Source organism: Rhizobium sp. BK512 (assembly GCF_014194915.1).
In the GTDB taxonomy this organism is placed as follows: domain Bacteria; phylum Pseudomonadota; class Alphaproteobacteria; order Rhizobiales; family Rhizobiaceae; genus Rhizobium.
Map to the genome: position 1 here is coordinate 196,778 of NZ_JACIAS010000010.1, position 17,799 is coordinate 214,576.

Genomic DNA, 17,799 nt, shown 5'->3' on the forward strand with positions numbered 1-17,799 from the left:
TCTGCTTCTCCCTGTTTTAGAGGCTGGAGGAGAACATAGGTTTGCGACTGCCGAAATACAAACGAGGGCGGCATGGCCACCCTCGTTCAAAACCTGCAAGCTTTCAAAACCGGACGGCCTCGAGAACTCAGCCCTTCAGCGCAAAAGCTTCGGAAGCAAGCTTGGTAATGCCTGCCCAGTCGCCAGCAGCAACCAGTTCCTTCGGCGCGACCCATGAACCGCCAACGCAGATGACGTTCGGTAGCGACAGATAGTCATTGGCATTCTTGAGCGAGATACCGCCGGTCGGGCAAAAGAACGTGCCGGCGAGCGGCGACGACAGCGCCTTCAGATAGGCAGCACCGCCGGCCTGCTCGGCCGGGAAGAACTTCAGCACCTGATAGCCTTCTTCGCGCAAAGCCATGACTTCGCTTGCTGTCGCAGCGCCCGGCAGCAACGGCACCGGTGAATCGGCTGCAGCATCCAGAAGCTCCTGGGTCGTGCCTGGGCTGACGATGAACTTGGAGCCAGCCTGCACGGCGGCTTCCCAGTGAGCAGCATTGAGGATCGTGCCGGCGCCGACTTCAGCACCTTCCACTTCAGCGGCGACCGCGCGCACGGCATCGAGAGCAGCCGGGGTGCGCATGGTGATCTCGATGGCCTTGAGACCACCTGCAACGAGTGCGCGGGCAAGCGACACGGCCGACTTGGCGTCATCGACGATCAGAACCGGAACGACGGGCTGGAGTTTCAGAATAGAAAGGAGTTTCTCTGTCTTCTCGCCCATGGCCACGGTTCCCTTAAACGATTGAAATCGGCTTTCGAATAGCGCCCTCACAAGGGCTTGTCGAGATAAAACCAGCCCGTGCGACAAGACGGGTATTAAATCACTATAAATTGGGGTAGCGTACCCCGACCGTCACAAAAGGTTCATTCGTATGGCGAAAGAGATCGAACGGAAGTTCCTCGTACGCGGCGAAGCATGGCGCTCCGCTGTCGAGTCCAAATCGGTCCTGAAGCAGGGCTACGTCGCCTCGATGGACGACCGCTCTGTACGAATTCGCATCCTTGACGAGAAGACTGCGCGTCTGACGATGAAGATCGGCCGCAGCACCCTCACCCGCGACGAATTCGAGTATGAAATCCCCGTCTCCGACGCCGAGGAACTGCTGGAAAACGCTATCGGCATCGTCATCGAAAAGACGCGTTACCGCGTCCCCCATGAAGGTTTCGTCTGGGAAGTCGATGTCTTTGGCGGCGCCCATCGCGGCCTCGTCATCGCCGAAGTCGAGATGCAGGCCGAAACTGACAATCCTCCCCTGCCCGCCTGGCTCGGCCGCGAAGTGACGGGCGACTTCCGCTATTCCAATCAGGCGCTTGCTACAGAATTCGAGCACGACAGGCATGGGCTATCGCATACGGCCTGAGGCCGATTTTACCGACGAGTTCCGAAGCGCGGCCGAGGAGCAACTCACGCGTGCCATCACCGTTCTGCAGGAACAGCCGGAAGGCGCCCATGAGGCGATTCACGCTTTCCGCAAGAACATCAAGCGGCTGCGTTCGCTCTATCGCCTCGTGTCCTCTGACGTGCCGGATTTCCAGAAGCGAGAGAACGCGCGATTGAGGGACACTGCCAGGTCGCTCTCCACCATCCGCGATGCCGCAGCGATCGTCGATACCGCGCGTTACCTGCAGGACAATGCCCGCAACCTGGAAGAAGCCGAGGCGCTCGGTCGCATCGTTTCTATCCTGGAGGCCCGGCGCGACTGGATGGCGGAGGCTGAGAGCGGCCTCGAACAACGGCTGCACGACGCTGCCGACGCCTTGCGGGAAGCGATCGCGGCACTCGATGATATCACCTTCGACAAGAGCCATCGCAAGAATGCCCGCGCGCTGGCAAAGAGCTGGCGCCGGACGGCGTCGCGCGCCAGGAAAGCGCTGGATGCCTGCCATGAAGATGCGACAGCCGATGACTTTCACGAACTGCGCAAGCGCACCTACGACTATCGCCTTTACCATGCGCTCCTGCGCGATCTCTGGCCGAGTGCGATGAAGGCCAAACGCGACTTCGCCAAGGACCTCGTCGAACGGCTCGGACACATCAACGATCTCTCCGTACTTTCGGGTCTCGTTGAGGCAGAGCCGCAGCTCTTCACCCGCAACGACGATCTCGCCCATCTGCTGGATGCCATCATCTTCCGTCAGCAGGAGGATCGGCGCGAAACGTTGCTCAGCGCCGAAACGCTCTACGGCGATGATCCCGATGACGAAGCGCAGCGTCTCGAGATCCTCTGGGTCTCGATCCGCAATTGATGCATTTCACCTGTTGACCTCAACATTGGTTGAGATCCTAGCCTCAGTCGGTCAATCAACCTCCTGAGGACGATATGTCTGCTGACACAGCCATGAAACCGCAAATCCAGGGCATCTACGAAACCCATCTCACCGTCGCCGATCTGAAGACTTCCACTACTTTCTATCGCGATATTCTGGGCCTGGAGTTCGCCGCCGAATTTCCCCAGCGCCGCATTGCCTTCTTCTGGGTGAACGGCAAGAGGAACGCCATGCTCGGCCTCTGGGAAACTGGCACCGGCCCCTTGAAGATGCGCTTGCACATGGCGTTCCGCCTGTCGCAGGAAGAAATGATGCAGGCGCCGGCGCTGCTGATCGGCAAGGGCCTGACGCCACACGGCTTTCACGGGGAGCCAGTCACCGAACCGATCGTCATCGGTTGGGTGCCGGCGTTGTCACTCTATTTCAACGATCCCGACGGACACTCCATCGAATTCCTGAGCGTGCTCGATGACGAACCGGATGCCGCTTTCGGCATGCGCTCCTATACCGAATGGAAAGCGCGCTGACAGACTATGGCGACACGGCAGCGGACTTGCGTAATATCATTGCGCAGGCCCGGCATATTCTGTATTTCCACGCGCATGACCGACAATGCGATCCAGACAAGCCCGTTCCTCGTGGCCGCACTTTACCATTTCGTCTCGCTGCCGCGTTACGAAAGCCTGCAGCCGCCGCTACAGGCGCTCTGTGAAGAGAATGGCGTCAAGGGCACGCTGCTCCTCGCCCATGAAGGCATCAACGGGACGATTGCAGGGCCGGATGCCGGCATCCGGACCGTGCTCGCTTTCCTGCGGGCCCAGCCGGAATTTTCCGCGCTCGAGCACAAGGAAAGCCATGCTTCGAAAATGCCTTTCCTGCGGATGAAGGTGAAGCTGAAAAAGGAAATCGTCACCATGGGCGTCGAGAATATCGACCCCAATAAGGTGGTCGGAACCTATATCAATCCCGTTGATTGGAACGCGCTGATCTCCGATCCCGATACGATCGTCATCGACACCCGCAACGACTACGAGACGGCAATCGGCGTCTTCCGCGGCGCCGTGGACCCCAAGACCAAGACCTTCCGCGAGTTTCCGGATTGGGTGCGCAATAATCCCGGCCTTCATAACAAGCCGAAGATCGCGATGTATTGCACCGGCGGCATCCGCTGCGAGAAGGCAACGGCCTTCATGAAGGAACAGGGCTTCGAAGAAGTCTATCACCTCAAGGGCGGCATCCTAAAATATCTGGAGGAAGTACCGCAGGAAGAAAGCCTCTGGGATGGTGCCTGCTTCGTTTTCGACGAGCGGGTTTCAGTCGAGCATGGCCTGAAGCAAGGCGAACACAAACTCTGCCATGCCTGCCGCAACCCGATCACGGCAGAAGAAGTCACCTCGCCCCATTACGAGGAAGGCGTTTCCTGCAGCAATTGCTATCACAGCCGCAGCGAAGAAGACCGCCTGCGCTATCGTCAGCGCCAGCACCAGATCGCACTCGCCAAGAAGCGCGGACAGAAGCACATAGGTTCATAACGCGACGTTTAGCCGGCGATCCGACGCAGGACCCGTGCTTCGCGGTGCTCCTGCAATCGGTCATTGATGTGGTCGGCAGTCATCGGTTTGCCGAAGAAATAGCCCTGCAGACTGTCGCAGCCAAAGAGGCGCAACGCAACCGCCTGCTCTTCCGTCTCGATGCCTTCGGCCGTGACCGGAATATCCAGCGCGCGGGCAAGTGCTACTGTCGCCTGCAGCATCTCCCGCTGCCGGCTGTCGCCGGTAATATCGGTCACGAGTGAGCGGTCGATCTTGATGCGATCGAAGCCGAACTGCCGCAGGTAGCCAATCGAAGAGAAGCCGGAGCCGAAGTCGTCGAGCGCCACCTTGACGCCGAGCGACTTCAATCGTTCGATCGATTGGCGCGTGCGCTGCGGATTCTGGATCATGTAGCCTTCGGTGATCTCAAGCGTCACGCGGCTGGCCTCGATGTCCGTCTGCTTCAGCACATAGCGAACATAATCGGTGAAGGCCGGATTGCGGAACTGGCCCGGTGAAACATTGACCGAGATCTTCAGTTCCGGCCACTGCTTTGCCGTTTCGCAGGCCTTGCGCAACACGAAAAGGCCGAGGGATTCGATGAGTCCGCTGGTCTCGGCGATCGGAATGAAAACCTCGGGCGAAACCGGACCGTGGCCTGGCCGGTTCCAGCGCACCAGCGCTTCCACGCCATTCATCTCATGCGTCGCGGCATCGACGAGCGGCTGATAGGCAAGCGTGAGATCGCCGCTTTCGATCGCCATGCGCAGATCGAGCTCCAGCGCGTTGCGCTGCGCGCGATCGGTATCCATGGCCGGATCGTAAAGTGTCATGCGGGCGCGGCCGGCCTCCTTCGCCTTGTACATGGCGAGGTCGGCGCGGCGTACCAGCTCCTCCCGGGCGATCGAACCGAGCGATGACATGGCAATGCCGATGCTGGCGCCGACCACGACGATACGGCGGCCGACTTCGAGCGGTTCAGCAAGGAAATCGAGGATCTGCTCCGCAAGCTGCAATGCGGCCGCATTCTCCGCATCCGAAAGGAAAGCGATTGCAAACTCATCACCGCCGATGCGGGCGAGCACCGCGTCCTCGGGGATCAGCACGTCCAGTCCTGCCGCGACAGCGCGGATCAACTGGTCGCCGGTGCCGTGCCCGTAGCTGTCGTTGACTTCCTTGAAGCCGTCGAGATCGAGATAGAGGAGCAGCACGTTCCGCTTCGTCTGCCGGGCTTCCGCAACGAAGCGGTCGACGGCAAGCCCCAGGCCGTCGCGGTTGGAAAGACCGCTCAGGCGATCTCGAAGTGCTTCTTCGCGCGCGCTGTTTTCCTCGGCCTTCAGCCGCCGGCCGGTCATCCAACCGATTATGAGGAGGACGACGAAGAACAGGCCGACAAGACCAAGCGCCTGGATGACCATGGGCCTCACCTGCGCGTAACCAACATCGCCGGGCGAACGCGACACCCAGACTAGCTTGCCGAGAACCGCCCGAGCAGGATCTGCAATTTCCACCGAATAGGCCGCGGCAAAATCTGCGGGCACCAGTCGTAACCCGTTCAGGACGTAAGTCGTGCCGAGAGCGGAGATCTTGTCCTCGTCGAGATGCCGGGCGAAAACCAGATAGCGATGCTGACCGTCGGGCATATCAAGCTCACCCGACTTCTGCCGCACAAGCGCGATACCGACAGCGGCAATACCCCTGGCAGTCTTGATGAAACCGGTGGCCTGCGGCTTCTCGCCGGCATCAGGTGCGCGAACCTTGTCCAGAAGCCGCCAAAGCGAGGGGGAGAAGAAATCGTCTACCGGCATCTGCATTGGCAAACCGTCCTGATAGGCCATGACGGTTTTCTTCTGGTCATCAATGACGATAGCCATGTCGAAGAGAGGGCTGTTGAGGGACATCTCGCCGTAATTGCTGACCGTCCACGCCATGCCCTCCGGCGCGTAGACATTGGCAGCCGCATCATCCCAGGCGGCATAATCGTCAAGCGTCGCGGCAAGCTGGTCTTCGAAGGTCTTGAGTGCGCCGACGGTGGTTTCGCGCGAACGCTCGTCGTCGAGCACATTGGCATTTTCGGAGACGCGTTCCAGCGCCGTCAAAACCATGATGGTGACAACAGCAACAATGACCGCGAAGGAAAAAAGCACGCCAGTGACCGTGGTATGGCGGCCTAAACCCGATCCATTGTTTTTTGACATCAAGACTGCCGGCAACTCACACAACTCCCAGTTCCAGAAATCTTCGCAGTCAAGGGTCAAGAAACGCTTAAAATCATGAGAACAATCGAGAATCCGGCTCAGGATTTACTCGAATGCCGCATGTTTTTACAGATTGACAACTGGTTTCCAATAATGGTAACTGGTTTCCACAATGCAAATGGAGAACGGCATATTGAAGCGGACGATCGAAGTAGACCTGCTGACGGACATCATGCTGATGATCTTCCGCATCAACGGACGACTATTGGACGGTGGCGACCGGCTCGGCGCACCGCTCAACCTCACGAGCGCCCGCTGGCAGGTGCTCGGAGCGATCTCGCTGTCTTCCGGTCATGTCGCGGTTCCCGCCATCGCGGAGATGATGGGCATGACCCGTCAGGGAGCCCAAAAGCAGGTAAACAAGCTGGAGGAAGACGGCTTCGTCGAAAGGCGGCCCAACCCGCGCCATCAGCGCTCGCCCTTCTATGTGCTGACGCCCCAGGGCGCTGCGAGCTACGCGAGGATATCAGCGCTTCATACCGGCTGGGCCAATGCGCTGGCCCGCGGACTAGACGCACCGGAATTACAGGCGGCACTCGATCTTCTGAGCAGGTTCGACCAAAGGCTGGCGCTAGACGCCACGGAAAGCGAGGAACGGAAATGAAAACCTTCGTTCATGCCGGCGCGGGCACAATCGCCATGATCCTGATTGCGGGCTTTCTGACCGCAACACTGATTTCAGAGCTTCTTCTGGATGCGACCGCAATTCTTGCCGTCAAGAAAGCAATTCTTGCCGGTCTCTGTCTGTTGATCCCGGCGCTCGCAATCACTGGCGGCAGCGGCTTTTCGCTCGCCCGTGGCCGCCATTCGCCGGCTATCGACAGGAAGAGCTGGCGGATGAAGATCATTGCCGCAAACGGGCTGCTGGTCCTCTTGCCCCTGGCAATCCTGCTCTACCGTCGCGCGGATGAAGGTCTGCTTGACGGTGTTTTCTACGCCATGCAGACCCTTGAACTGCTGGCCGGATCCACGCAGTTGACGCTACTTGCCCTCAATTTCCGCGACGGGCGGAAAATGAGCAGAGGAAAACGTCTCGCTGCGACAAAGAGGTTGAACGCGATCTGAAACGGCAGGGCATCGATGCCCTGCCGAAATGCTTGGCGTCAAACGGCCTTGTGGTTGCCCTTCGGGAACTGGCTGGCGAGTTCGCGATACCACTTGCCACTCTTCTTGACCGTACGGACCTGCGTTCCATAATCGACATGAACGAGGCCGAAACGCATGCGATAGCCTTCCGCCCATTCGAAATTGTCCATCAGGCTCCAGGCAAAGTAGCCGCGCATCGGATATCCGTCCTTGATCAGGTCGGCGACGACATTGAGATGGTCGCTGACATAGTCCAGGCGCATCACGTCATCGACCTCGCCATTGACGACATCGGTATTGTTGCAGGCGCCATTCTCGGTGATGTAGCATTCCGGCAGCTCGTAGCGGCGGTAGAGATCCTCGACGAGCAGCTTGAGCCCCGGCGAATAGACCTCCCAGCCGATATCGGTCTTCACGTCGCTGGCCGGAGGTGCTTCCACCGTCCAGGGGAAATCGCCCTTGCGGCTGGCATCGTCGGCAACGCGCTCCGGCTTGTAATAGTTGAGGCCCCACCAATCGAGCTTCTGGCTGATGATCTTGAGATCGCCGTCCTCGATCACGGGCATGCGATCGCCGAGCGCTTCGACGAATTCCTTCGGATACTCGCCCTTGAAGACCGGATCAAAGAAGGCGCCGTTGTGGAACTGGTGCGCACGCTCGCCGGCAGCAAGATCGGCGGCCCTATCGGAGCCCGGAATGATCGAGGAAGCATTGAGCACCAGACCAACAGGCACATTGGGCGCTTCCGAACGGATCGCTTCGACGCCAAGGCCGTGCGCCAGGTTCATGTAGTGCATGGCGTGAAGCGCGGCCTGCATGTTGCGCTCGCCCGGTGCATGAATGCCATAGAGGTGGCTGAGCCACACGATGCACCACGGCTCGTTGAAAGTGGCGACGCTGTCGAGACGGTCGCCAAGGCGGCTCATGACAGTCTTGGCATAGCGCTGATAGGCATAGGCCGTCGAACGCGCCGTCCAGCCACCGTCGCCGGCAAGCAGCAGCGGCAGATCCCAGTGGTAGAGCGTCGCAAAGGTCTTGATACCGCGCGCCTTGCAGCCATCGACGAGCCGATCGTAGAAATCGAGGCCTTTCTCGTTCACCGGACCCGTGCCGTCGGGGATGATGCGCGGCCAGGCGATCGAGAAACGATAGGCATCGACGCCCATATCCTTGATAAGATCGAGGTCCTGTTCCAGCCGGTTATAGTGGTCGCAGGCAACATCGCCGTTGTCGCGGTTATGGACGCGGCCAGGCATGTTGCAGAAGGCATCCCAGATGGACGGCTTGCGGCCATCGGCCTTGCTGGCGCCTTCGATCTGGAAGGCAGCGGTGGCAACACCAAACGTGAAATCGCCGGGAAAGCGGTCGGCAAGCGTTTTCGGATCGATCATCTGTAAATCCCATCTCTCAGGTTGTGGACTGACCGTTTACGCGGGGTTTAGCCAAGCTTGACGGCAAAGTACAGGCCGGCAGAAGGAAAAACTGCAACGTTGCAGGAAGAGTGACAAAACAGCAATAAGCCTGCCACGGAACCCGGCATCTCACCGTCATAACGCCAATGTCAGCAGTCGTGATTTGCTGTCACGATCTTGATCCTTACACCGGAAAGGGCATCACAATATGAAAGGAACCGAATGCTCTCTTCGATTCACCTGCTGCAGCCCCACCTGCTGAGCCTGCTGCGTATCGTCTCGTCCCTCGTGCTTTTCAGCTATGGAACACAGAAGATCCTGCATTTCCCGGTTGCCGCAAGCGTGCCGCCCGTCGGATCGCTGCCCTGGATTGCCGGCCTCCTCGAACTTACGCTCGGCTTTCTAGTACTCATCGGCTTCCAGACCCGCATCGCAGCTTTCGTGCTTTCGGGCCTGATGGCCTTTGCCTATTTCATCGGCCACGCATCGAAGAGCTTCTTTCCGGCACAGAACGGTGGTGTCGCCGCCATCCTGTTCTGCTTCGTTCTGCTTTATATCGTCGCTGCCGGCGCAGGCCCGTTCAGCGTCGATAACCTGCTGAAGCGCGGCCGTACCGAGGTTGCGGCCTGATTGCCACAAAACGTAAACGCCGGGGCGATATCGAACCGCCCCGGCGTTTTTGATCATACGGGCCTGGTCGGCGCGTAAACTCAGACCTTGACCCAGGCGCCGTTGCGCTTGGATGAAGCCACACAGGCTTCGACGAAGGCGACACCCTTCACACCGTCATCGACGGTCGGGTAGATCACGGCCTTATCGACCGCCTTGCCCCTCTTGTGCGCGTTGATGGCATGTGCGGCTTCCGTGTAGATCGTCGCGAAAGCTTCGAGATAGCCTTCCGGATGGCCCGATGGAACGCGGGAAACGCGGGCAGCGGCCGCGCCGGAGCCAGCGCCGTTGCGGGTAATCAGCCGCTTGGATTCGCCGAACGGCGTGTACCAGAGATAGTTCGGATCGGCCTGAACCCATTCGATACCACCCTTGGTGCCGTAAACGCGCACCTTGAGACCATTCTCATGGCCCGGTGCCACCTGGCTGCACCAGAGCATGCCCTTGGCCGGCTTTTCCGAACCTTTGGCCTTGAAGCGCAGCATCACATGGGCGTTGTCATCGAGACGGCGGCCCGGCACGAAGCTGTCGAGATCGGCAGCAAGGCTGTCGAGTTCGAGACCGGTGATGAAGGACGCCAGGTTATAGGCATGCGTGCCGATATCGCCGGTCGAACCGCCGACGCCGGACTGCGCCGGGTCGGTGCGCCATGCGGCCTGCTTCTGGCCGGACTGTTCGATCGCTTCGGTCAACCAGTCCTGCGGATACTCGGCCTGAACGATACGGATATCGCCGAGCTCGCCATTGGCAACCATTTCGCGCGCCTGACGAACCATCGGATAGCCGGTATAGTTATGTGTCAGGATGAAGAGCGCACCGCTCTCGTCGGCAACCTTCTTCAGCTTCTTGGCATCGGCAAGGTTTGATGTCAGCGGCTTGTCGCAGATGACATGGATGCCGCGGCGCAGGAATTCCTTGGCGGCGTCATAATGGACGTGGTTCGGCGTCACGATCGAAACGGCTTCGATGCCGTTCTTCAGCTTCGCTTCGCGGATCGCCATTTCCCGGTAGCTGGAATAGGTGCGCGACGGATCGAGACCGAGATCGCGACCGGACTGGGCAGCCTTTTCCGGCGTCGACGACAGCGCGCCGGCGATCAGGTCATACTGATCGTCGATACGCGCCGCGATACGGTGAACGGCGCCGATGAAGGCCCCTGCCCCGCCCCCGACCATGCCAAGCCGGATGCGCGGCTCGCGGGCCTGTTCGGATGATGCTTCGATTGCCATGATTTTCTCCTCGAAATCCTGATCCGCTTACGACAGACCCAGCATGCGCCGGTTGGCTGCCTGATCGGTGCCGCCGGCAGCGAAATCGTCGAAGGCCTTTTCGGTGACGCGGATGATGTGGGCCGCAACAAACTCAGCGCCTTCGCGGGCACCATCTTCCGGATGCTTCAGCGCACATTCCCACTCGACCACGGCCCAGCCGTCGAAATTATTGGCGGTCATCTTCGAGAAGACGGCGCCGAAATCGACCTGGCCATCACCCAGCGAACGGAAGCGGCCGGCTCGTTCGACCCAGCCCTGATAGCCGCCGTAAACGCCCTGACGTCCGGTCGGGTTGAACTCGGCATCCTTGACGTGGAACATCTTGATCCGGTCTTTGTAAATGTCGATGTTGTCGAGGTAATCGAGGCACTGCAGAACGTAGTGCGAGGGATCATAGAGCATGTTGGCGCGCGGATGGTTGCCGACGCGCTCCAGGAACATCTCGTAGGTGATGCCGTCGTGCAGGTCTTCGCCCGGATGGATTTCGTAGCAGACGTCAATGCCGTTTTCATCGGCATGATCGAGAATCGGCTTCCAGCGGCGGGCAAGCTCGTCGAAAGCGGTCTCGACGAGACCGGCCGGGCGCTGCGGCCAGGGATAGATGAAAGGCCAGGCAAGCGCGCCCGAGAAAGTCGCATGCGCCTTGAGGCCGAGATGCTTGGACGCTGTCAGTGCGTATTTGACCTGCTGCACGGCCCATTCCTGACGGGCCTTCGGATTGCCGCGCACTTCCGGCGCCGCGAAGCCGTCGAAAGCTTCGTCATAAGCCGGGTGAACGGCAACGAGCTGACCCTGCAGGTGGGTGGAAAGTTCGGTAACCTCGACGCCGTTTTCAAGTGCCTTGCCTGCGAATTCGTCGCAGTAATCCTTTGATGTCGCCGCCTTCTTGAGGTCGATGAGCTGGCTTGCCCAGGTCGGAACCTGCACGCCCTTGTAGCCGATATCGGCCGCCCATTTGGTGATCGCGTCCCATGAATTGAAAGGCGCGGAATCGCCAGCGAACTGTCCGAGGAACAGGCCCGGTCCCTTGATCGTCTTCATGTCAGTTTCCTCCCTGAATATCGATCGTAAACGTTTTCGAGAAATCTTAGCGCGCCGTTCGATAAAGAAAAGGCGCCTCCCCGCCAATGCGAGAGATTTAAGCGGGTGGGCCGAAATCAACGCGGTCTGGACCTAATCACGCTCGCCGCGGATCGGCAAGAGGTACGTGCCGCATTTTGGCTTCAACTTGTCCGAAGGCATGAAAAATGCGCCCATCCTCTCGAATGGGCGCATACATGAAAGCCGATATCAGAACGGAGAATCCGGGAAGTAGAAGTTCTTGGCATTGTCCTTGGTGACGAGCGTTGCGTCGAGGATGTAGTTGCCGTGAACCGGAACCTGATCGTAGAGCGCAGCAGCCGTCAGTTCCATGGCCGTACCGACCATTGCCGGCGGATAGAGAACGTCGACCGGGATCAGCTTGTCGCCGTCCATGACCTTCTTGATCATGTCCTTGGAGCCAGCGCCGGCAACGACATACTGAATGTCGGTGCGCTTGGCCTGCTCGATGGCCTGCAGAACGCCGACAGCCATGTCGTCATCCTGGCACCAAACAACGTCGATCTTCGGATACTTGGTCAGATAGTCCTGCATGACCTTGAAGGCATCGTCGCGGTTCCAGTTGCCGTACTGGCGGTCGAGAACCTTGACCTTGGAGCCTGCAATGCCCTTGTCAAAGCCGTCCTGGCGCTGCTGGTCGATCGGGATCGGCAGGCCGCGGATGATGACGACCTCGGCTTCCGGGGTCTTTTCGGCAATGTACTTGCCGGCGACTTCGCCGAGCGCCGGGTTGTTGCCGGCAACGTAGAGGTCACGCACGGAATTGTCGTTGCTCGACGGTGCACGGTCGACGAGTGCAACGAACTTGCCCTTGCCCTTGACTTCCTTGATGGCGTTGACGAGCGGATCCGGATCCGACGGCAGGATGACGAGCGCATCGATGCCCTGTGTGTCGAGGTCCTGCACGGCATTTGCCTGCGTTGCGGCATCCGGCGAGGTCTTGACTATGACGTTGAGGCCCGGATGCTCTGCCATCAGCTTCTTGGCAATGCGCTCGGCGTGAAACACGACGCCCGACGTCCAGCCATGGTCGGCGGCCGGAATGGACACGCCGATCGTATAATTCTTGTCCTGGGCGTAGGCTGCGCCGGCAAAAGCCACCCCCGCAACAGCCAGACCCAACATGAGCTTGCGCATGCTATTTCCTCCCAAAAATATCAGGGACTTATTCAATCCGGGCCGGGTGCCCTGGATAGCCCGGCCAATCCGAGAAGCAGGCCTGTCTTACGATTTGCGCACCAGCGACCGCTGAACCAGCATGGCGATGATGATGATCGCGCCCTGGATCGCACCGATGAGATATTCGCTGATGAAGTTCGAAAGCAGCATGATGTTGCCGACGAGTTCAAGAATGAAGGCGCCGCAGATCGTGCCCCAGACGCGGCCCGCACCGCCCTTCAGGGCCGTGCCGCCGACAACGACAGCCGTGATTGCCTGCAGCTCCCACAGAATGCCCGTCGTTGCCGAAGTCGAGCCGAGACGCGGCACATAGAGCAACACGGCGATCGCCACGCAGAGTCCCTGAATGACGAAGGCGATTGTGCGCACCCGGTTGACTGCGATGCCGGAGTAGCGGGCAACATCGCTGTTCGAACCGACCGCCACGACGTGACGGCCATAGCGCGTACGGTAGAGTATGAAAGCCGCAATGGCGGTAACGACCAGGATAACGACGATCGGCACCGGGACACCGAAGATACTGCCGAAATAGGCTGGCCGATAAAGCGTCTGAATATCAGCCGAACGCAATGTGATTGCTCCGCCCTGCGACAGCCACGTCGTCAGACCGCGATAAATGCCCATCGTACCGAGCGTCGCGATGAAGGGCTCGATCTTGCCGACCGTCGTGATGAGGCCGTTTGCGAGACCGCAAAGCGCACCGGCGACTATGGCGAAGACGACGGCAGCAGTCAGCATCAGCACCGGATCGGCAATGACGCCGGAATTGATGAGCAGGATCATCAGGCTCGCGACGAAGGCCACCATGGAGCCCACGGAAAGGTCGAGGTCGCCTGCCGAGATCACGAAGGTCGCACCGACAGCGATGATGGCGATGAAGGCACAACGCGTTGCAACGTTCGTAAGATTGGTGATGCCGATGAAATTCGGATTGACCAGTGCGCCCACGATGAGGAGCAAGGCCAGTGCGGCGAAGGGGGCAACCGCGCGCAGATCGACGTCACGCCAGGATCTGCGCCGGATCTCCCTGGTCTCCTCGTTAACACTCATGTCCAAAACCAACCTCCCGTCCCATGATTGCTGGGCATCCTGTTTGTCTCGCGCGCGGTCCGCTAGCGTCGCGCCTCGCCGGCATCAGGCTGCCGCTTGGCGCTTCAGCCCCGCGGCGTAACGCATGATTTCCTGCTCGGAAATTTCATCGCCTTCGAGGATGCCGACGATCCGGCCTTCGCGCATCACGGCAACCCGCGTGCAAAGCCCGATGACCTCTGGCATTTCCGAGGACACGACGATGATCGACCGCCCGTCGCGGGCGAGCGCCGAAATGAAATGATAGATCTGCTGCTTGGTGCCGACATCGATGCCGCGAGTCGGCTCGTCGATGATGATGATCTGCGGCTCGGTCTCCATGACCTTGGCGAGAAGCAGCTTCTGCTGGTTGCCACCCGACATGCGGCCGGCAATGATATTGCCGTCGCGTACGCGGATGTCGAAGCGCCGCTTGGCCTTGGCAAGCGCTGCCGCTTCGCTGTTCGGGCTCAGATAACCATGGCTGACATGGCGTTCGAGCGATTGTAGCGTCAGGTTGGCGATCATGCCCGAACCAAGCAGCAGCCCTTTGGACTTGCGGTCCTTGGTCATATAAGCAAGGCCGGCGCGATTGGCGGCACGCGCATCACCCGAAGACACGCTTTCGCCGTGGATGACGACCTCGCCGGAAAGGCGCGAACGCAGGCCGGCGATCGCCTCCATCAGCTCGGTACGACCCGAACCGATAAGTCCGGAAAATCCGATCACCTCGCCCTTACGCACTTCGAAGCTCGCATCCTGCACGTAGCCGGTCGAAACCGAACTGACGCGAAGCACGACTTCCTCGTCGACATTGGGCTCGACCTTGGCCGGATAGAGGCTGGAGAGTTCACGACCGACCATGAGCTGCGCAATGGATTCACCATCCAGCATGGAGGTCGGAGCCGTCTTCACCCACTGGCCATCGCGAAGGACCGTGACCCTGTCGGTCAGCTCCATGACCTCGTCAAGCTTGTGGGAAACGAAGACGAAACTGGTGCCCTGATCGCGCAGCTTACGCACCTGCTTGAAGAGCATATTGATCTCCTCGCGCGACAAAACGGCGGTCGGCTCGTCCATGAAGACAACGCGGGCATCGCGGCTGATGGCCTTGGCAATCTCGACCATCTGCTTGTCAGCAATCGACAGCGAACTGATCATCGCGTTCTCGTCGACATGCGAACCGAGCACATCCAGCACGCGACGCGTCTCCGAGCGCATGTATTTGCGGTCGAGCACCCCGAAATGCGTGACCTCGCGACCGAGGAACAGGCTCTCGGTGACCGTCAGATGTTCGGCCAGATTGAATTCCTGATGAATGATGACAATGCCGAGCGCTTCGGCTGCGCCGTTCGGAGGCAGCACCACTGGCTCGCCGTCGAGCAGGATCTCGCCGGAGGTTGGCTGTTCGAAGCCGGAGAGAATCTTGACGAGAGTGGATTTTCCGGCGCCATTTTCGCCCATTAGCGCATGGATTTCACCGGCGCGGAGATCGAAGTTGACACTGAAGAGAACCTGCACGCCGCTGAAAGACTTGCAAATGCGCCTGGCGGACAACACCACCGGTGCAGCCTCTGCGGTATCCACGGTCATGATTTCCTCCTGCGGCTCCCATCCGCTTATGTTGGCATATGTAAACCTTTACATCAGGCATGTAAAGGTTTACATCGTGGATTTACACAGATCTGTTGTGCGGTGACTTTGACCTGTCGACAAGTCTGTGTAGTGTGCGGCGAAGACAGCCCAAGGCAGACCACGTGTCGAATTCCACGCCCGCTACAATCGAAGACGTCGCCCGGATCGCCGAGGTTTCCATCGCGACGGTATCGCGGGCGATCCACATGCCCGAAAAGGTGGCCAATTCCACGCGCCTGAAAGTCAATCAGGCGATTGCCATCACCGGCTACACGACCAATGCCATGGCGCGCAGCCTGCGGCTCGGTCGTTCCAACATGATCCTGGTCGTGGCGCCCGATATCGGCGACCCCAACTTTTCCAACATCCTGATCGGCCTGGAAAACGAGGCGCGGGCCCATGGCTACGGTGTCCTGATCGGCCATACGCAGAATGATGCGCAGCGCGGCCTGGAATATCTGAAATTTTTCAATTCGAACCAGGCGGCCGGCCTGATCCTCTTTACCGGCATATTGCCGTTCGGCCATCAGATGGTAACGGCGCAGCTACCGCCGAGCGTCGGCGTCTTCGAACCCGTCTTCAATGGTGGCATTCCCTATGTCGGCGTCGACGACATTGAGGGCGCAAGGAAAGCCGTCGACCTGCTTCTGGCGGAAGGTCACCGCAAGATCGCCTTCATCGGCGACTCCCGCACCCGCCTTGCCTACAGCCGCCGCCGACAGGGCTATGACGCGGGCCTGGACGCTGCCGGCGTGCCGAAAGACACGCGTATCGTGCTGGAAGGCGATGGCACGATCGAAAGCGGCCGCCATGCTGTGGAGCAGCTTTTCATGCGCGACACGCTGCCGACCGCCTTCATGTGCGTCAACGACCAGACAGCGATCGGCGTCATGATCGGCTTGAACGCCCGCGGCTACAATATCCCGCAGGATTTTTCAGTCACCGGCTTCGACGACGTGCCGCAAGCCGTCTTCATGAGCCCGTCGCTGACCACCATCCGCCAGCCGCGCACGGCAATCGGCAAACAGGCCATGGCACTGCTCCTGGAACTGCTGGGTGACGGCCGTCCCGCCGAGAAAGAGATCTTGCTGCGGCCGGATCTCGTGGTGCGCAATTCCGTCTCCGCACCGCCACGCAACTGGCAGAAGCGCTAGCCTCGAAGCTTGAAGCCCTCGATCTGCCATTGCCCGAACGCCACGCCGTTCTAAGTTGACAACGGACCCTTTCGTTAGGCGAGGCAAACGAGATGACGCAAGATCAACTGGCCGACAGATACCAAGGCTATATTGCCTGCCTGAATGGCCAGGATTGGGCCAATCTCGGAAATTTCGTCCACGAGGACGTTCGTTACAATAGCACGCGCATCGGCTTGTCCGGCTATCGTGAGATGCTCGAAGGCGACTTTCGCGCCATCCCCGATCTATTTTTCGATATCCAGCTGCTGATCTGCGAGCCGCCGCGCGTGGCGAGCCGCTTGCAATTCGACTGTACACCGAAGGGAGAGCTTTTTGGCTTCCCGGTCAACGGCAGGAAGGTGCAGTTCGCCGAAAATGTCTTCTACGAGTTTCTGGATGGAAAAATCCAAAACGTCTGGTCCGTCATAGACAAGGCCGCCATCGAAGCGCAGCTTTGAAGCTATCGGGTTTCGCGGGTTATGCGACCCGCTGGAACGTGCTGAACTGGAATCTCTGCACACTGTCCCAGGGTGTCGAATGATCATGGCGGCGGCTATCGATCAGTTTAAATCCAGCACCCAGCAAACTTGCGAGGCTCTCGGCGCTGTGTCGCGCAACCGGCAGACCGCTGCACTTTTCCGGTCCATCAAGGGCGAAAGTTCCCATGATCAGATGCCCGCCGATCTTCAGCGCGCGTTTCAACCGCTCGATATAGGCCGCTTGCTCGACCGCGTCGGTTAGGAAATGAAAGGCCGCACGGTCGTGCCAGATGTCATAGGCCTCCGGTGGCTCCCAATGGGTAGCGTCACCTGCAATCCAGGTCACCCGATCGCCTTTGGCGCCAAGCCGCTTTCGCGCCTTGTCGAGCGCAGCCGCCGAGAGATCGAGTACGGTCACATGGTCCAACCCTTCGGCAAGAAGGCTATCGACGAGCCTTGAAGCTCCGCCGCCCACATCAACGATGGCATCTGATTGCTTTGCCTGAACGAGATGGATCAGGTCTAGAGAGGGTGCTGGGCTTTCCTGAAACCAGCTGACATCGGCCTCGCCCTTGGTCGAATAGACGTTTTCCCAATGCAGCCTACGATCGTCAGACATGA

At 59.6% G+C, this 17,799-nt stretch carries 18 protein-coding genes; 9 read left to right on the top strand and 9 right to left on the bottom strand.

The window, feature by feature from the left end:
- Window positions 1-127 precede the first annotated feature (127 nt).
- Window positions 128-766: a 2-dehydro-3-deoxy-phosphogluconate aldolase gene (locus tag FHX06_RS30025; protein ID WP_112544274.1), complete on the bottom strand. Its 639-nt coding sequence runs from the start codon at window positions 764-766 to the stop codon at window positions 128-130.
- A 151-nt stretch (window positions 767-917) separates the two neighbouring features.
- On the opposite strand from FHX06_RS30025, the gene FHX06_RS30030 reads away from it, so the two are divergent.
- The 4 genes from FHX06_RS30030 to FHX06_RS30045 all read left to right on the top strand — a co-directional run bounded on the left by FHX06_RS30030 (window position 918) and on the right by FHX06_RS30045 (window position 3,845).
- Window positions 918-1,406, top strand: coding sequence for a CYTH domain-containing protein (locus tag FHX06_RS30030; RefSeq protein WP_113211899.1), 489 nt, complete (start codon window positions 918-920; stop codon window positions 1,404-1,406).
- A complete protein-coding gene (locus tag FHX06_RS30035) occupies window positions 1,384-2,292 on the top strand; it encodes a CHAD domain-containing protein (protein ID WP_183881906.1) in 909 nt (302 codons plus the stop codon). Before FHX06_RS30030 ends, FHX06_RS30035 begins: the two co-directional genes overlap by 23 nt.
- Window positions 2,293-2,366: 74 nt before the next feature.
- Complete coding sequence (locus FHX06_RS30040; protein ID WP_183881908.1) at window positions 2,367-2,840, top strand: VOC family protein; 474 nt, start codon at window positions 2,367-2,369, stop codon at window positions 2,838-2,840.
- A gap of 75 nt (window positions 2,841-2,915) precedes the next feature.
- On the top strand, window positions 2,916-3,845 hold the full coding sequence (locus tag FHX06_RS30045; protein ID WP_183881911.1) for a rhodanese-related sulfurtransferase: 930 nt from the start codon (window positions 2,916-2,918) through the stop codon (window positions 3,843-3,845).
- 8 nt (window positions 3,846-3,853) lie between these two features.
- On the opposite strand, the gene FHX06_RS30050 is transcribed toward FHX06_RS30045, so the two are convergent.
- On the bottom strand, window positions 3,854-6,043 hold the full coding sequence (locus FHX06_RS30050) for an EAL domain-containing protein (protein WP_183881913.1): 2,190 nt from the start codon (window positions 6,041-6,043) through the stop codon (window positions 3,854-3,856).
- A gap of 172 nt (window positions 6,044-6,215) precedes the next feature.
- Between FHX06_RS30050 and FHX06_RS30055 the strand changes: the two genes are divergently transcribed.
- Both FHX06_RS30055 and FHX06_RS30060 read left to right on the top strand, forming a co-directional pair.
- Window positions 6,216-6,707, top strand: coding sequence for a MarR family winged helix-turn-helix transcriptional regulator (locus FHX06_RS30055; RefSeq protein ID WP_183881915.1), 492 nt, complete (start codon window positions 6,216-6,218; stop codon window positions 6,705-6,707).
- Window positions 6,704-7,168: a hypothetical protein gene (locus FHX06_RS30060; protein ID WP_183881917.1), complete on the top strand. Its 465-nt coding sequence runs from the start codon at window positions 6,704-6,706 to the stop codon at window positions 7,166-7,168. The genes FHX06_RS30055 and FHX06_RS30060 overlap by 4 nt, the downstream gene beginning before the upstream one ends.
- Before the next feature lie 38 nt (window positions 7,169-7,206).
- Here FHX06_RS30060 and FHX06_RS30065 read toward each other — a convergent pair whose 3' ends face one another.
- Window positions 7,207-8,580 (bottom strand): GH1 family beta-glucosidase, encoded by a 1,374-nt coding sequence (locus FHX06_RS30065; protein WP_183881919.1) that lies wholly within the window; start codon window positions 8,578-8,580, stop codon window positions 7,207-7,209.
- A 243-nt stretch (window positions 8,581-8,823) separates the two neighbouring features.
- On the opposite strand from FHX06_RS30065, the gene FHX06_RS30070 reads away from it, so the two are divergent.
- Window positions 8,824-9,231 carry a DoxX family protein gene (locus tag FHX06_RS30070; RefSeq protein ID WP_183881921.1) on the top strand — a complete coding sequence of 136 codons (408 nt, stop codon included), beginning with the start codon at window positions 8,824-8,826 and terminating at the stop codon, window positions 9,229-9,231.
- A gap of 80 nt (window positions 9,232-9,311) precedes the next feature.
- Here FHX06_RS30070 and FHX06_RS30075 read toward each other — a convergent pair whose 3' ends face one another.
- The 5 genes from FHX06_RS30075 to FHX06_RS30095 all read right to left on the bottom strand — a co-directional run bounded on the left by FHX06_RS30075 (window position 9,312) and on the right by FHX06_RS30095 (window position 15,482).
- Window positions 9,312-10,499 (bottom strand): Gfo/Idh/MocA family protein, encoded by a 1,188-nt coding sequence (locus tag FHX06_RS30075; protein ID WP_183881923.1) that lies wholly within the window; start codon window positions 10,497-10,499, stop codon window positions 9,312-9,314.
- A 27-nt stretch (window positions 10,500-10,526) separates the two neighbouring features.
- Window positions 10,527-11,582 (bottom strand): sugar phosphate isomerase/epimerase family protein, encoded by a 1,056-nt coding sequence (locus FHX06_RS30080; RefSeq protein WP_183881925.1) that lies wholly within the window; start codon window positions 11,580-11,582, stop codon window positions 10,527-10,529.
- 249 nt (window positions 11,583-11,831) lie between these two features.
- A complete protein-coding gene (locus FHX06_RS30085) occupies window positions 11,832-12,779 on the bottom strand; it encodes a substrate-binding domain-containing protein (protein ID WP_112544295.1) in 948 nt (315 codons plus the stop codon).
- Window positions 12,780-12,866: 87 nt separating this feature from the next.
- Window positions 12,867-13,871, bottom strand: a complete 1,005-nt coding sequence (locus FHX06_RS30090) for an ABC transporter permease (RefSeq protein WP_113204581.1) — start codon at window positions 13,869-13,871, stop codon at window positions 12,867-12,869.
- Between the two features lie 84 nt (window positions 13,872-13,955).
- Window positions 13,956-15,482, bottom strand: a complete 1,527-nt coding sequence (locus FHX06_RS30095; protein WP_112544298.1) for a sugar ABC transporter ATP-binding protein — start codon at window positions 15,480-15,482, stop codon at window positions 13,956-13,958.
- Between the two features lie 164 nt (window positions 15,483-15,646).
- On the opposite strand from FHX06_RS30095, the gene FHX06_RS30100 reads away from it, so the two are divergent.
- Together FHX06_RS30100 and FHX06_RS30105 are read left to right on the top strand one after the other, a co-directional pair.
- Window positions 15,647-16,678 carry a LacI family DNA-binding transcriptional regulator gene (locus FHX06_RS30100; RefSeq protein WP_112544300.1) on the top strand — a complete coding sequence of 344 codons (1,032 nt, stop codon included), beginning with the start codon at window positions 15,647-15,649 and terminating at the stop codon, window positions 16,676-16,678.
- A gap of 92 nt (window positions 16,679-16,770) precedes the next feature.
- Window positions 16,771-17,157, top strand: coding sequence for an ester cyclase (locus FHX06_RS30105; RefSeq protein ID WP_112544302.1), 387 nt, complete (start codon window positions 16,771-16,773; stop codon window positions 17,155-17,157).
- 19 nt (window positions 17,158-17,176) lie between these two features.
- On the opposite strand, the gene FHX06_RS30110 is transcribed toward FHX06_RS30105, so the two are convergent.
- Window positions 17,177-17,797 carry a class I SAM-dependent methyltransferase gene (locus FHX06_RS30110; RefSeq protein ID WP_113015562.1) on the bottom strand — a complete coding sequence of 207 codons (621 nt, stop codon included), beginning with the start codon at window positions 17,795-17,797 and terminating at the stop codon, window positions 17,177-17,179.
- Between the last annotated feature and the right edge of the window lie 2 nt (window positions 17,798-17,799).

Excerpts from the sequence above, each read along its gene's own strand:
- FHX06_RS30025 (WP_112544274.1), bottom strand. The coding sequence starts at position 766 with ATGGGCGAGAAGACAGAGAAACTCCTTTCTATTCTGAAACTCCAGCCC.
- FHX06_RS30030 (WP_113211899.1), top strand. The coding sequence starts at position 918 with ATGGCGAAAGAGATCGAACGGAAGTTCCTCGTACGCGGCGAAGCATGG.
- FHX06_RS30035 (WP_183881906.1), top strand. The coding sequence starts at position 1,384 with ATGGGCTATCGCATACGGCCTGAGGCCGATTTTACCGACGAGTTCCGA.
- FHX06_RS30040 (WP_183881908.1), top strand. The coding sequence starts at position 2,367 with ATGTCTGCTGACACAGCCATGAAACCGCAAATCCAGGGCATCTACGAA.
- FHX06_RS30045 (WP_183881911.1), top strand. The coding sequence starts at position 2,916 with ATGACCGACAATGCGATCCAGACAAGCCCGTTCCTCGTGGCCGCACTT.
- FHX06_RS30050 (WP_183881913.1), bottom strand. The coding sequence starts at position 6,043 with ATGTCAAAAAACAATGGATCGGGTTTAGGCCGCCATACCACGGTCACT.
- FHX06_RS30055 (WP_183881915.1), top strand. The coding sequence starts at position 6,216 with ATGCAAATGGAGAACGGCATATTGAAGCGGACGATCGAAGTAGACCTG.
- FHX06_RS30060 (WP_183881917.1), top strand. The coding sequence starts at position 6,704 with ATGAAAACCTTCGTTCATGCCGGCGCGGGCACAATCGCCATGATCCTG.
- FHX06_RS30065 (WP_183881919.1), bottom strand. The coding sequence starts at position 8,580 with ATGATCGATCCGAAAACGCTTGCCGACCGCTTTCCCGGCGATTTCACG.
- FHX06_RS30070 (WP_183881921.1), top strand. The coding sequence starts at position 8,824 with ATGCTCTCTTCGATTCACCTGCTGCAGCCCCACCTGCTGAGCCTGCTG.
- FHX06_RS30075 (WP_183881923.1), bottom strand. The coding sequence starts at position 10,499 with ATGGCAATCGAAGCATCATCCGAACAGGCCCGCGAGCCGCGCATCCGG.
- FHX06_RS30080 (WP_183881925.1), bottom strand. The coding sequence starts at position 11,582 with ATGAAGACGATCAAGGGACCGGGCCTGTTCCTCGGACAGTTCGCTGGC.
- FHX06_RS30085 (WP_112544295.1), bottom strand. The coding sequence starts at position 12,779 with ATGCGCAAGCTCATGTTGGGTCTGGCTGTTGCGGGGGTGGCTTTTGCC.
- FHX06_RS30090 (WP_113204581.1), bottom strand. The coding sequence starts at position 13,871 with ATGAGTGTTAACGAGGAGACCAGGGAGATCCGGCGCAGATCCTGGCGT.
- FHX06_RS30095 (WP_112544298.1), bottom strand. The coding sequence starts at position 15,482 with ATGACCGTGGATACCGCAGAGGCTGCACCGGTGGTGTTGTCCGCCAGG.
- FHX06_RS30105 (WP_112544302.1), top strand. The coding sequence starts at position 16,771 with ATGACGCAAGATCAACTGGCCGACAGATACCAAGGCTATATTGCCTGC.
- FHX06_RS30110 (WP_113015562.1), bottom strand. The coding sequence starts at position 17,797 with ATGTCTGACGATCGTAGGCTGCATTGGGAAAACGTCTATTCGACCAAG.